We start from the raw sequence: 13,713 nt of genomic DNA on the forward strand, positions 1-13,713 counted from the left end.
TACCTGAAAGGCATTTTCGCAGCGACTTGGATACGTGTCATGACTTTTTTAGCAGACGTTCCTAGCGCGCGTCTCACCCCATGGCGACGACCAGCCAGAGCGAGATCCACGGCACGCCGACGAGCAGGGCGAGGCGGAAGATGTCGGCGATCCAGAAAGGCGTGACGCCCCGGAAGATCGTGGTCAGGCTGACGTCTTCCAGCACGCTGCGCAGCACGAAGACGTTGAGCCCGACGGGCGGGGTGATCAGGCTGATCTCGGTCACCACGACGACGACGATGGCGAACCAGATCAGCACCAGTTCGGGATCGGCGAGCAGGCCGGAGCCGAAGTCCAGCCCCGTCACCAGCGGATAGAAGACCGGCACGGTGAGCAGGATCATCGACAGGCTTTCCAGCACGCAGCCGAGCAGGATGTAGACGCCGACGATCGCCAGGATCACCAGCCAGGGGCTGACGTTAAGATCCGACACGAAGTCGGACAGCGCGTCGGGAAGGCCGGCGAAGTTCACGAAATTGGTGAAGATGTCGGCGCCGATGATCAGGGCGAAGATCATCGCGGTGGCGCGGGTGCTTTCGCCGATGGCCTCGCCGAGGGCGCGCCAGCCGAGCCGGCCGAACAGGGCCGAGAGCGGCAGGGCGGCACCGGCGCCGATGCCGGCGGCCTCGGTCGGGGTGAAGAAGCCGCCATAGATGCCGACCATGATGATGGCGAACAGGACGACCAGGGCGAAGACGCCGAGCGCGTCGCGCCGGGTCAGCGGCTCGGCCTCTGTGGCCGGCGGGGCGAGCTCCGGATTGCGCCAGACGGCGACCTGCACGGCGGCGAGATAGAACAGCAGGCCAATGATGCCCGGCACCACGCCGGCGATGAACAGCTTGCCGATGTCGGACTCGGTCAGCAGCCCGTAGATGATCAGGATCACCGAGGGCGGAATGAGGATGCCGAGCGTGCCGCCGGCGGCGATGGAGCCGGCGGCCAGGCTGTCGGCATAGCCGAAGCGGCGCATGGAGGGCATGGCCACCCGCGACATGGTGGCGGCGGTGGCGAGCGAGGAGCCGCAGACGGCGGAAAAGCCGCCGCAGGCGATGACCGAGGCCATGGCGANCGGCGGAAAAGCCGCCGCAGGCGATGACCGAGGCCATGGCGAGGCCCCCGCGCATGCGCGCCGTCGCATGGTTGGCGACCGCATAGAGCCCGTTGGCGACGCCGGAGCGGGCGAGCACGTTGCCCATGAAGATGAACAGCGGCACCACGGAGAGCGAATAGGCGAGGCCCGCATCGAAGACCAGCGTGCCGGTCATGGCGAGGCTGGCGTCGAGCCCGCGCATCCAGGCGAAGCCGGCGATGCCGACCAGCGCCATGGCGAAGGCCACCGGCATCTTCAGGAAGATGAGGACAAGCAGGACGGCGAAGCCGATGAGCGATTCCGTCATGAGGGATCCCGTCGCGAGGCGTCCGGGCGAAGCGCCCGCAGGGCGGCGGCAAGGCAGGCGAGCGCGCAGGCGGCCGCGGCAAGGAAGGCGACCGGCGCCAGCGGCAGGGACAGCGAATCGCTGACCGCGCCGTCCTGAGCGAGCCGCTGTCCGTGCAGGAACAGCCGCCAGGAAAAGACCGCAAGGACCAGGGCCACCAGCAGACCGGTGACCGGCCGCACGGCGCGGGTGATGCGCCCGCCCGCGACCATGTCCATGAGGTCGACCTCGACATGCTCGCCGCGGCCCGTGGTCACCGGCAGGGCGAGGAAGACGAGGGAGGCGAGGAAGATCTCGGTCAGCTCGTAGGCGCCGGCGAGAGGTGCGTTGAACCAGTAGCGGGCGACCACGTCGATGCAGGTGACGAGGGTCAGAGCGAGAAGCAGCGCGCCGGAGGCCACCGAGAGCAGCGTCTCCAGAGCATGAGCGAAGGGCCGGCGCGGCGGCCGGCCCTCCTTGTCTGCGGTTTGCGTCATGGCCCTTGCGTCCTGCCGGCTCAGAAGGAGACGCCGGTCTCGGCGCGCAGCTCGGCCAAGGCGGCGGCGCCGTCGAAGCCCTGCGCCTCGACCGCTTCGGCCCAGGCGGCCTCGTGCTTTGCCGCATGCTCACGGATGGCGGCGAGGACCGCCTCGTTCGCCTCGTACACCTCGATCTTGGTCCCGGCGACGAGTTCCGCGCCGCCGGCATCGGCCGCATCCCACACTGCGCCGGCCTTTTCGGCGAAGGCGGCACCGGACAGCTGCTCGATGGCGGCATTGTCGGCGTCGGAGATCTCGTCCCACTTGGCCTGGTTCATGACCAGGAACCAGGAGGTGTTGTAGATGCCGCCGGGAACCTTGAGCGTATAGGAAAGGTGGTCGGCAAGGCGGAAGGCCTTCAGCGCCTCCATCGGGAAGGTGACGCCGTCGATGACGCCGCGCGACAGCTTCTCGTAGACCTCGCCCGGACCCATGAACTGGGTGACGACGCCGAGATCCTGCATCAGGTCGGCGATGTAGCCGCCCGGCGTGCGCAGCTTGAGGCCGGCGAAGTCCTCCGGCTTTTCGATCTTGCGCTGGTTGTTGTGGACCATGCCGGGGCCGTGGGCGAAGACGGAGAGCAGCTTGACGCCCTCGTGCTCGCCGGCTGCGTCCAGCGTGCCCGCATAGACCTTCCAATAGGCCTTGGAGACGGTGACCGCATCGTCGCCGAGGAAGGAGAACTGGCCGATGCGCGAGCGCAGGAACCGGTCGTCCTGGGTGAAGGAGTGCAGGCCGTAGGTGATGTCGGCGACGCCGTCGCGGGCCATGTCGTAATGGGCCGGCGGGGCACCGAGCGGCTTCGCCAGCACGCGCACCTTGACCCGGCCTTCCGTCGCCTTCTCGACCTCTTCGGCCCAGGGCTTCATGGCGTTCTCGACCAGCGGATGCTTGGGCGGCAGCCAGGACGACATGACCAGGGTGGTGTCGGCGCGGGCACCGGCAAGGCCGGCAAGGAGCCCGCAAGCGAGCGCGGCAAGGCCGAACCCGGCGGATTTCACCGTGAAGCGCATTGTTTCCTCCCATGTTCCGGCCGAGGGACCCTGCCGTTGCCGGATATTAGTTTCAGTTGCAACTTTTCAGGAAACGGTCGCGACGTCAAGACGGTTGCCGGAGGCGGCGAGGGGAGCGGAAAGGTGCGGGCAGGTCAGCGTGTTGCGCCGGCGTGGGGCGAGCGCGGCGCCTATGCGCCGGGCGGCGGGAGGGCGGTGGACAGCCAGCGGGAGACGAGCCGGTCGAAGAGGGCGGCCTGCTCCTCGGCCTGCGGAATGGCGCCGATGCTGAAGCCGACGATCATATGGTAGAAAAAGGCCAGTATCCCCTGTGCCAGAAGGACGGGTTCGGCACCGGCGGCAAGGCGGCCTGAGGCCTGCAGCAAGGCGACCGCCTCGATGACGGTCTCCTCCAGCCGGTAGCAGACCTCGAGGAACTGGCGGGTCCAAGGGGCGTCTTTGAGCGTCGACTGGACGAGATAGAGGCGGGCGAATTCCGGATCGGCGCGATAGAGCGCCAGCCAGGGATGCAAGAGATCGGCGAGGAAGGCGGCCGGATCTCCGGACGGTCCGCTGTCGATCTTCGCGCGCATCGCCTCGGCGAGCGCATCGAGGCTGCCGATCCGCACCGCGATCAGCAGGTTGGTCTTGTCGTTGAAATGCGCGAAGACGGTCGCCTTGGCAACGCCGGCGCGCTCGGCCACCGCATCGACGCTCGTCTCCTCGTAGCCGTGCGTATCGAAGAGGTCGCGCGCCGCGACAAGGATCTTGTCGCGGGTCTCGCGGGTGCGTTTCTGCGGGCGTCCGACCATTCCAGTCCTTTCTCTCGCGGCTCTCTTTCGAGACGGTTTTGCGCTGCCTGCGAGGGCCGCGTGAATTTATTTATTGACCATGGTCAAAAAATGGGGTATCAAAAAATGACCGCGGTCAATTATGCATGGATACACGCGAAACCGGAGAGAGACAATGCCGAAACGCATTCTGGTTCTGGATGGACATCCCGGCCCCGACAGCCTGTGCGGCGCGCTGGCCGTCTCCTATGTGCAGGGCGCCGCCGGCGCCGGGCACGACGTCACGCTGCTGCGCCTGTCCGACATGACGTTCGATCCCGACATGGGGGCGGGCTACGAGCCGAAAAAGGTGCTGGAGCCGTGCCTGGCCGAGGTGCAGGACAAGATTGCCTGGTGCGAGCACCTGGTCATCGTCCATCCGATGTGGTGGGGTTTGATGCCGGCCAAGCTGAAGGGGTTGATCGACCGGGTGCTGCTGCCGGGCTTCGCTTTCAGCTACAAGTCCGGCCAGATGCTGCCGGAAAAGCTGCTGCAGGGACGGACTGCGGAAGTGCTGGTAACCGCGGATTCGCCCCGCTGGTATCTCTACCTGATCGAGCGGGTGCCGGGATACCGGGCGATGAAATCGCAGATCCTCGGGCTTTGCGGCTTCAGGGGCATCCGCTTCCGCACCTTCGCGCCGGTACAGGGCTCGGACGAGACAAAGCGCAAGGGCTGGATCGAGGCGGCGGGACGCTACGGCGCGGCTGCCTGAGCATTCGCGCGGGCGCGCGCTTCAGAACCGCTCCTCGGAGAACCAGCCGAAGACCGTGAGGTCGAGCGTCGTCTGGGCGACGCGTTCGCGGCTGGTCATCAGGATCTGGCCGCCGCGGCGCTGGTAGAAGCGGACCGCCTCGTCATTGTCCTTGAGCACGCGGATGGCAAGGCCATCGAGGCGGGCGCGGGCCAGGGCCGCGCGGGTTGCGGTGAAGAGCTCGCTGCCGAAGCCGAGGCCCTGGTGATCGGGCCGGATATAGAGCTCGTAGATCTCGCCCTCGAAGGGCAGTTCGCGCATGCGGCTGCGGCCCCAGGTGGCATAGCCGGCGGGAATGCCGGCGACTTCGAGGATCTGGATCTGGACGCCGCGCGACAGGGCGGTGCGCCACCATTTCGGACCCCTGCGGGAAATCATCCGCTCGAGCTCCAGGCCGTCGATGATACCCCGATAGGTCGCTCGCCAGGCATCCTCGTGGATGGTGGCGAGCGCTTCGGCATCGTCGTGGAGCGCAGGGCGCAGGGCTGTCAGGCCGATACTCATGGAACCATGATAGCGCCCTTCGCCGGCCGACAAAAGCCGTTGCGCATGCCCTGATCAAAGGCCGTCGCCGACAAGGTGGAAAAAGCGGAGAAACGGGGGGCACATGCTGCAGAAACGGAAAAGGGCCGGCATTGGAGCCGGCCCTTCCGGTTGCAATCTCGGCCCTTGCGGGCCGGGGAACGCCTGAGACAAAACCCCGGGGGGCTGGGGGGCTGTTGCGTACCGAAGCCTTGTCGTCAGTCCCTTATGCAACGATGCCAATCTCGCCGGCCAAGATGGCACCGTCTGGGCTGCAATGGGGCGAAACTATGAAATCGACACCAGGTGCAAAAAGCCCCCGAGGGCGAGCGCGAACTTTCCGGAAGTGTCATTTCTGCCAAGGGTTTGTCGCATCGATGCACGGCGCGGATATCGGGCGATGCCGGGGGGCGCCGGCCGCTGCCGGACTGGCCGGGACTTGCCAAAGGCGGATAGGGGAGCCCATCATGACGGCTGGATGACAGGCTGATCATTGGGCGGCGAGGCAGAAGGCGCGATGAGCGAATTCGATGAAGAGGCATCCAGGCCAGGTGCGGAGCCGGCGGCAATCTCCGGCTTCGCGCCTGCCCGCAGTCCGGTCGCTACATCGGCCGCCCCTCCGGCCCCGGCGCTGGTCTCCTTCCACCGGCGCGAACTCGACCTGATCCTGCGGGTCTACGGCCACCGGGTGGCCTCGGGCGAATGGCGCGACTACGCCATCGATCATCTGAAGGACCGGGCGGTGTTCTCGATCTTCCGTCGCAGCTCGGAAATGCCGCTGTTCCGGATCGAGAAGGTGCCGCGCAATGCCAAGCGGCAGGGCGCCTATGCGGTCGTCGGCACCGGCGGGGTGATCCTCAAGCGCGGCGGCGATCTCGCCCAGGTGCTCAAGGTCTTCGAGAAGAAGCGCCACCTCAGCCTGGTGTGACCCGGCGAGGAAAAGGCGGAGGCCGGACAGGCCAGCCTCCGCAAGGGGGTGCCGCAGGGATTGCGAGCACGGAACCGTGAAACGTCAGAACTTGTAGGACATGCGCGCGGCGAGGGCGTGCGAGCGGGCGCGTGCCCGGTACTCGCCCGCATAGGTGAGGGTGCCGGACAGGCCGCTGGTCGTGGAGTTGACCTCGACGCCGGCCGACAGGCGGGCGATGTCGCGGCCGACGCCGTTGCCGGTGGCGGCGACCGGAGCCCCCAGCATGGTGGCGCTGCGGCGGTCGCCGAGCGAGCCGATGGCCCGCGCATAGGCCACATCCACCACCGGAGCGAGGGTCGCGGCGGTGCCGAGCGCCATGGCGGGTGCGGCGACGCGCACGCCCGCGCCGGCATCGAACTGGCTGGCATTGGCGGACGGGGCGGCGAGCGAGAAGACGCCGGCGCCGGTCTCTGTCGAGCTGCCCAGCCACTGGTGCACGAGGCGCGCCTGCACATAGGGCTGCACGGTTGCGCCGACCGTCTCGAACGTCATGCCGATGCGGGCATTCGACCAGGCGCCGACATCGATGGCGTTGCTCGAGCCGGTGAAGGCGACGGCACCGCCGGCGCCGGCGATGGAATTGCGCGTGCGGCTCGTCTCGAAGCGGGTCAGGCCGCCGGCCGCGTCGGCGAAAAAGCCGCCGGCCGAGTAGCTGCCATAGGCAACCGCGTGCAGGCCGGTAGCCCGTGCCGTGTTGCCGCCGCCCTGGCTGTTGCCGGAGGTGAAGCCGATGCCGACACCGCCGCCGATGCCGTCGGCGAGCGTGACGTCGATACCGGTGAGCATGCCGCCGGTGCGGCTGATGCTGCCGGGCGAGCCGGCGCTGGCCGAGATACTGGAGAAGCTGCCGAGCATCGAGCCCCACAGCCGGTAGCGGGCGGCTTCGCCGGGAGCCGCGCCATGGCTCGACAGGCTGACGGTGCCGGGCATGGCGTTGCCCGATCCGTGCGCGGCGGCGAGGTTCGAGATGGTTCCGGCGATCTGCGACAGGGTCGAGGCCTGGGCCGTCTGCGACTGGCTGAACACCGAGGCGGTGCTGCCCTCGCGGGTGGCGGTCAGGTTGGCGAGGTCGAGAAGCCCCCAGCCGTATTCGCGGTCGATGCCCGGGTCGCCGACATCGCGCGAGGTTGCCAGCACCAGCTGGGCGAGATCGGTGGCCGCGGCATCGGGGAACATCTCGCGGGCAATGGCGAGCGCGGCCGTCACATGGGGAGCGGCCATCGAGGTGCCCGACATGTTGACGTAGCCGCCGGTGTTGGAGGTCGAATAGATGCCGTCCGCATCCTCGTCGTCGCCGCCGCCCGGCGCCGACAGGCACCATGTCATGGCAAGGCCGCAGCGGTTGGAATAGTCGGCGAGCGTGCCGTCGCGCCCGACGGCCGCGACCGACAGCCAGTGGCCATGCAGCTCGGGGAAGATGTGCGGCAGGCCCGGCTCCAGCGCGACGCCGGGGAAGCCGTCATTGCCGTTGGCCCAGACCAGCACGGCGCCCTGGTCGACGACGCGGCGGAAGGTCGCCATCATCTCCGGACGCCGGGTCTCGAACAGGTTGCGCACCGTCTCCACGTCGGCGCCGGTCTCCGGCATCATCGGATCGGAGCCCCAGGAGTTGTTGAAGAACTCGATGCCGAGGTCGAGGCCGTAGGAGATCGCCGAGGCGGCGATGCTGTCGAGGCGGGTCTCGTCGATCTCGCCGTCCGGGCCGGACAGCTGCATCGAGGTCACCCGCGCGCCTGGCGCGACGCCGACCATGCCGACGCCGTTGGCCAGCGCCGCGATGGTGCCGGCGACATGGGTGCCGTGGCCGACGGCGTCGCCGTCGGACGGGCCGAGCGTGTGGCCGCTGAAGGATTCCGGCGTGACGTTGGGCTCGAGGTCCGGATGGCCGGCGATGATGCCGCTGTCGACGACGCCGACCGTGACGCCGCGGCCGGTCCAGCCGCGCTCGTGGGCGATGCGGGCGCCGATCATGCCGAGGCCCCACTGGGCCGAGTATTCGTCCGCCAGGGCCGCCGTGTGGGGGGCGGCAAAGGCGAGGGGCAGGACCGACAGGCAGGTGGAGGCGCGGACAGCGCGGGCAAGTCTTCTGGCAACGCGGGACATGGGATCCGTTCGACCGTGAGGGGGAGTACAGAACGGGGCGAGATAATCGTGAGGAGGCCGGTTCCGTCAATTGCCGGGCGCGTTGAAATATCGCGATTTTTGCGCCTGAAAGTCAGAAATGGACGCAGTGGCGCCGCGCCCGGACGCTCTGCAAACCGGGGCCGGCCGAAGATTAAGCGCGAGGGCGCGCAAACGAAAAGGGCGCGGCTTGCGCCGCGCCCTCGTCGAACCGCTTGGAGCGTGTCGGGTCCGCGATTACTCGCGGTTGCCGAACAGCTGCAGCAGCATCAGGAACAGGTTGATGAAGTCCAGGTACAGGCGCAGGGCGCCCATGATCGACTTCTTCTTCGCAACCTCGGAGCCGTCGCCCGCGTAGTACATTTCCTTGATCTGCTGGGTGTCGTAGGCGGTCAGGCCCGCGAAGACCAGCACGCCGATCACCGAGATGGCGAACTGCAGCGCCGAAGAGGCCAGGAAGAGGTTGACCAGCGAGGCGATGATGATGCCGATCAGGCCCATGAACAGGAACGAACCCCAGCCCGACAGGTCCTTCTTGGTGGTGTAGCCGTAGAGGCTCAGCGCACCGAAGGAGGCCGCGGTGATGAAGAACACCCGCGCGATCGACCCGCCCGTATAGACGAGGAAGATCGAGGACAGCGACACGCCCATCAGCGCCGCATAGACCCAGAACGTGGTCTGCGCGGTGGAGGCGCTCATCGACTGGATGCGGAAGCTCAGAAAGAACACCATGGCCAGCGGGGCGAGCATCACCACCCACTTCAGCGGGCTGCCGTAGAGAACGACGCCGAGCTGGGTCAGCAGGGTGCCGTTGCCGAGCGTGGCGGCCGCCTGGGCGGGATCCTGCGTGGTAGCGAAATAGGCCGTGGCCAGAGCCAGCACACCGGTGATGCCGAGGCCGAGGGCCATGTAGTTGTAGACGCCCAGCATGTAGGCGCGCAGGCCCTCATCATAGACGCCGGCCTGTGCTTGTGCGCCGGCCGCAGCGTACCTCATGTTGGAATTGCGGTCGAAGGTCGACATCGAAATCCTCTCTATCCCTTGAAACGGTTGCCCTTTCGGGCGGTCTCCCGGCCGCGCCGGAAGCCCTGTGATGCCCCTTGCGCAACCCCGTGCCTGTCATGCGAACGTCGCGTTCCGCAACGGTCGCACGCACGTCCCCCTGAATATGGGCACAAGCCGGTCAGCCCACAAGGTGCAATCGGACCGGCGAACATTACCGTTCTGTCATTTTGCCGCGGGGGTTAACCGTCGGAACCGCCTATTTCATCGCTTTCAGGCGCGACTGGATCTGCCGGTCGCAGGTTCCCCCCGGCCAACGGACGATCTCCTCGCGGGCAAAATCGAGGATTTCCTTCTTCGGATCGCCCATGGTGGCGGTGTCGATGCCCGGCTTGAACCACTGGAGCACCGCGTAGTCGCCGCCCGCATCGGTGAGGAACGCGATCGGCTGGCCGTTCTCGACAATGCCAAGCCGGCCGACGCGCACGGGCGCCACCTCGACGTTGCGGGCCTGGCCGTCGATGGTCAACTTCGTCTTCGACAGGCGCAACCGCTTGAAGGAGGCGGCCGGTGTGCCCGTCCAGGTGCCGAAGAGGCGCTCGCCCTTGTTCTCCACCGACAGGCAGGAGTTCTTGTAGTTGGGGATGGACAGGCGTTTGGCCGGATGCTCGACCGGCTCGGCTCCCTTGACGAAGGTGGTGTACTTCATCTCGTGGTCGCCGGTCCGGTAGACGCGGATCTGCACCGGTGCATAGGTGCTCTCGCCGATGTTGCGCACGAGGAAGTCGAACTGGTTCTGGTCGTTGGTGCCGGCGCGGCGATAGAGCCAGCGCTTCGGCAGCCCGTTCTCGAAGACCAGCCAGTCGCTGACCACCAGGCCGTTCGGGCCCGTCGGCTCGTTGACCTGCCAGACGCCGGTATGGAAGGGCGACTCGGCATGGGCGGCCGTGCCGGTAAGGGCGATGGCGGCAGCGAGAAAGGCGGCACGGGCCGCGTGCAGGCGGGTCTTGGGCATGGTCTTGTCCCCCGGGGTGTCATGGCATGCGCCGCCCCGGAACGCAGGGCAGCCTCCGACGAGACTATCGCGATATGCGTGTATTGGAACCCTCTTGCCGGACGCCTGGGGAGAACGGGTGGACGGCGGAGAGCCCCGGCCCGCCCATTCCCTGGCGTCCGTTACAGGTTGCGCAGCACCTGCGCCGGCTTGCGCCCGAGCACCTGCCAGGTGCCGACGAGGCCGAAGCCGACCGTCAGCACGAGGGCGGCGAGCGCCGCGCCGAAGGCGGTCACGGGCAGGAAGGTGAAGGTCGCATCCATGATCTCCACCAGAACGAAGGAGGCGGCGAGCGCTCCGGCGATCACCGCGAACGCGGCGGTGACGAGGCCGAGGATCGCGTATTCCATCGAGAAGCTGGCGATCAGCCGGCCGCGCGTCGCCCCCAGCGTCTTGAGGATCACCGCGTCGTAGACCCGGTGCCGGTGGCCGGCGGCAAGCGCGCCGCCCAGCACCAGCACCGAGGCGACCAGGGTGATGGAGGCGGCGGCGCGGATCGCCACGGCGAGCTGCTCCACCAGGCTGTTGACCTGCTGGATGGCGTCCTTGACGCGCACCGCCGTCACGGTCGGGAACTCCTGCGAGAGGGTCTTGAGCAGTGCCAGCTCGCGGGCTTCATTGCCGCCGTCGGGATAGGCGAGGGTGCGCAGGTGGGTGTGCGGGGCGCCGGCGAAGGTGTTGGGCGAGAACACCATGACGAAGTTGATCGCCAGCGATTCCCATTCCACGCGGCGGAAATTGGCGATCTCGGCGGTCATCTCGCGGCCGAGCACGTTGACCGTGATCGTGTCGCCGATCTTCAGGCCGAGATCGGCGCCCGCATCCGCCTCGAATGAGACGAGCGGCGTGCCGCTGTGGTCGGGCGCCCACCAAGTGCCTTCCGTCAGTTCGGCGTTGGCCGGCGTTTCGGCGGCATAGGTGATGCCGCGATCGCCGCGCAGGACCCAGCCGCCGCCTTCCGGGGCGACGATCTGGTCGCTCGGTACGCCGTTGACCGCGGCGATGCGGCCGCGCAGCATCGGCGCGCCGTCGATGGTGCCGCCGGGCGCCTCGCGGGCGAGCAGGGCGTCGAAGGCTTCGCGCTCGGACTGCTGCACGTCGAGGAAGAAGAAGCTCGGCGCGTTCTGGGTGATGGTGGTGCCGAGTTCGCGGCGCAGGTTGCCGTCGATCAAGGCCAGGGCGACCAGCAGCGACAGGCCGAGGCCGAGCGAGAGAACGACGGACGGGGTCAGCGCGCCGGGCCGGTGGATGTTGGCGAGCGCCAGGCGCAGCTCCGCGCCGCGCGGATGCGGCATGCGGCGGGCCGCTGCCATGATGCCGCGGGCGATCAGCATCAACAGCACGAAGACCACCGCCGTCGCGCCGACATAGGTGAGCGAAATCCGCAGGTCGCCGGCCAGCAGGACGGCAAGGCCGGCGAGCAGCAGCACCGCGGCGGCGGTGGCGACGATGTAGCGCTTGCGCGGCCAGGTGCGGGTGGCGGCGGCATCGTCGCGGAACAGGAGGCTCGGCGGCACGTCGTGGGCACGGCCCAGCGGCCAGAGCGCGAAGGCGAGCGCGGTGAGCCCGCCATAGAGCACGCCGAGGCCGAGCTCGGCCGGATAGATCGCGGCGATGGCCTTGACCGGCAGCACGGCGGTGATGAAGCCGGCGGCGGCAAAGGGGATCAGCGCGCCGATGACGAGGCCGGCGGCGATGCCGAGCCCGGCCAGACAGAGGATCTGGATGAGGTAGACGCGGAAGACGAAATCGCCGTCGGCGCCGACGCAGCGGAAGGTGGCGATCACCGGCCGCTTGGCATCGAGATAGGAGCGCACCGCATTGGCGACGCCGACGCCGCCGACCACCAGCGCGGTCAGGCCGACAAGGGTCAGGAACTGGGCGAGACGGTCGATGTTGCGCTGCAGGCCGGGTGCGGCATTGGCGCGCGACTGCACCCGCCAGCCGGCGAGCGGGAAGCGCTGGTCGGCTTCCTCGGCCAGCGTTTCGACGGCGGTGTTGGACGTGCCCTCGGGAAGGCGGATGCGGTAGAGCCAGCGCACCAGGCTGCCGGGCTGGACGAGCCCGGTCTCGTCCAGCGCCGCGTCGGAGACGATCATCCGGGGGCCGAAATTGATGCCGTCGCTGAGGCGGTCGGGCTCCACGGCGATGGTGTCGGCGATGCGCAGGCTGGCGCGGCCGAGGACCAAGGTGTCGCCTTTTTCGAGCCCCAGGCGCACCAGCAGCTCCGGCTCGACCACGGCGCCGTACAGCCCGTCCTGCCGGGCAAGGGCCGCATCCAGCGCTCCGCCGCCTGAAAGCTGCATCTCGCCGTAGAGCGGATAGGCGTTGTCGACGGCTTTCAGCTCGACGAGGGTCTGCTCGCCGCTGTCCGGCACCCGCGCCATGGCGCGCAAGGTGGCGATGCGCGAGAGGTCGCCGAGGCCGTCGAGCCAGGCGAGTTCCTCATCGTCGGCGGTGCGGTGGATCAGGCGCACCGACATGTCGCCGCCGAGGATCGAGGTGCCTTCGGCGGCAATGCCCTCGACGAGGGCGCGCGAGACCGAGGCGACGCCGGCAATCGCTGCAACGCCGAGCGCGATGCAGGCGATGAAGACGTAGAAACCCTTCAGCCCGCCGCGCATCTCGCGCAGGGCGAAGCGAAAGGCGAGGCCGAGGGGCGGGCGGGAGCGGCGCTGCGAGGAGGCAGGCAGGACACCGTGCATGCTCACGCTCCCCCGGCGGCGGCGGTTTCCAGCGTCTCGATCCGGCCGGATCGCACGCGGATCGTCTCGTCGCAGCGGCGGGCGAGCGCCGCATCGTGGGTGACCATGACCAGCGTCATGCCGCGGTCGCGGGTGGCGGAGAACATCAGGTCGACGATCTGGGCGCCGGTGGTCTCGTCGAGATTGCCGGTCGGCTCGTCGGCCAGCAGCAGAGGCGGGCGGGTGACGAGGGCGCGGGCGATGGCAACGCGCTGCTGCTCGCCGCCCGACATCTGCGAGGGATAGTGCGAGGTGCGCTCGGCAAGGCCGACGGCGGCCAGTTCCTCGCGTGCGGCGTCGAAGGCGCGCGGCACGCCGGCAAGCTCCAGCGGCACGGCGACGTTTTCCAGCGCCGTCATGTTGGGAATGAGGTGGAAGGACTGGAAGACGATGCCGACCGAGCCGCCGCGAAAGCGGGCGAGCTGGTCCTCCGACATGCCCGTCAGCTCCGATCCGCCGACGGTGACCGAGCCCTTGTCGGCACGTTCCAGCCCGGCCATCACCATCAGGAGGGTCGACTTGCCGGAGCCGGACGGGCCGACGATGCCGACCCGGCGGCCGGCGGCGATATCGAGGTCCACGCCCTTGAGAATGTGTACGCGGCCGGCGTCGTGGCCAAGGCTGAGATGAACGCCGGACAGGGAAACGATGGGGGGCGGGACTGTTCCGTCGGTCATGCTCTGCCTATATGAACGGTTCGAATTCGCAGCATGCCGCGCTGCACGCGTTCC

At 68.3% G+C, this 13,713-nt stretch carries 11 protein-coding genes and 1 pseudogene; 2 read left to right on the top strand and 10 right to left on the bottom strand.

Going from position 1 to position 13,713, the window contains the following annotated elements; genetic code table 11:
- Positions 1-73: 73 nt before the first annotated feature.
- The 4 genes and pseudogenes from MNI96_RS08525 to MNI96_RS08540 all read right to left on the bottom strand — a co-directional run bounded on the left by MNI96_RS08525 (position 74) and on the right by MNI96_RS08540 (position 3,797).
- Positions 74-1,436, bottom strand: a pseudogene (locus MNI96_RS08525) (TRAP transporter large permease).
- The gene (locus tag MNI96_RS08530; protein ID WP_249692108.1) at positions 1,433-1,951 is read right to left on the bottom strand and encodes a TRAP transporter small permease; all 519 of its coding nucleotides are present in this window, start codon (positions 1,949-1,951) and stop codon (positions 1,433-1,435) included. The pseudogene MNI96_RS08525 and the gene MNI96_RS08530 overlap by 4 nt, the downstream one beginning before the upstream one ends.
- A gap of 20 nt (positions 1,952-1,971) precedes the next feature.
- On the bottom strand, positions 1,972-3,006 hold the full coding sequence (locus MNI96_RS08535) for a TRAP transporter substrate-binding protein (RefSeq protein ID WP_249692109.1): 1,035 nt from the start codon (positions 3,004-3,006) through the stop codon (positions 1,972-1,974).
- Between the two features lie 170 nt (positions 3,007-3,176).
- Positions 3,177-3,797, bottom strand: coding sequence for a TetR/AcrR family transcriptional regulator (locus tag MNI96_RS08540; RefSeq protein ID WP_249692110.1), 621 nt, complete (start codon positions 3,795-3,797; stop codon positions 3,177-3,179).
- 154 nt (positions 3,798-3,951) lie between these two features.
- On the opposite strand from MNI96_RS08540, the gene MNI96_RS08545 reads away from it, so the two are divergent.
- A complete protein-coding gene (locus tag MNI96_RS08545; protein WP_249692111.1) occupies positions 3,952-4,530 on the top strand; it encodes an NAD(P)H-dependent oxidoreductase in 579 nt (192 codons plus the stop codon).
- A gap of 21 nt (positions 4,531-4,551) precedes the next feature.
- Here MNI96_RS08545 and MNI96_RS08550 read toward each other — a convergent pair whose 3' ends face one another.
- Entirely contained in the window at positions 4,552-5,073 is a 522-nt protein-coding gene (locus tag MNI96_RS08550; RefSeq protein ID WP_249692112.1) for a GNAT family N-acetyltransferase, read from the bottom strand.
- Positions 5,074-5,608: 535 nt separating this feature from the next.
- Between MNI96_RS08550 and MNI96_RS08555 the strand changes: the two genes are divergently transcribed.
- Positions 5,609-6,019 (top strand): DUF2794 domain-containing protein, encoded by a 411-nt coding sequence (locus tag MNI96_RS08555; protein ID WP_249692113.1) that lies wholly within the window; start codon positions 5,609-5,611, stop codon positions 6,017-6,019.
- Between the two features lie 84 nt (positions 6,020-6,103).
- Here MNI96_RS08555 and MNI96_RS08560 read toward each other — a convergent pair whose 3' ends face one another.
- The 5 genes from MNI96_RS08560 to MNI96_RS08580 all read right to left on the bottom strand — a co-directional run bounded on the left by MNI96_RS08560 (position 6,104) and on the right by MNI96_RS08580 (position 13,659).
- Complete coding sequence (locus MNI96_RS08560) at positions 6,104-8,164, bottom strand: S8 family peptidase (protein ID WP_249692115.1); 2,061 nt, start codon at positions 8,162-8,164, stop codon at positions 6,104-6,106.
- A 255-nt stretch (positions 8,165-8,419) separates the two neighbouring features.
- Positions 8,420-9,205, bottom strand: coding sequence for a Bax inhibitor-1/YccA family protein (locus tag MNI96_RS08565; protein WP_249692117.1), 786 nt, complete (start codon positions 9,203-9,205; stop codon positions 8,420-8,422).
- 238 nt (positions 9,206-9,443) lie between these two features.
- Entirely contained in the window at positions 9,444-10,199 is a 756-nt protein-coding gene (locus MNI96_RS08570) for a hypothetical protein (RefSeq protein ID WP_249692119.1), read from the bottom strand.
- 161 nt (positions 10,200-10,360) lie between these two features.
- Positions 10,361-12,943, bottom strand: coding sequence for an ABC transporter permease (locus tag MNI96_RS08575; protein WP_249692121.1), 2,583 nt, complete (start codon positions 12,941-12,943; stop codon positions 10,361-10,363).
- 2 nt (positions 12,944-12,945) lie between these two features.
- On the bottom strand, positions 12,946-13,659 hold the full coding sequence (locus MNI96_RS08580) for an ABC transporter ATP-binding protein (protein WP_249692122.1): 714 nt from the start codon (positions 13,657-13,659) through the stop codon (positions 12,946-12,948).
- Positions 13,660-13,713: the final 54 nt, after the last annotated feature.

Source organism: Stappia sp. WLB 29 (assembly GCF_023507705.1).
GTDB lineage: Bacteria > Pseudomonadota > Alphaproteobacteria > Rhizobiales > Stappiaceae > Stappia.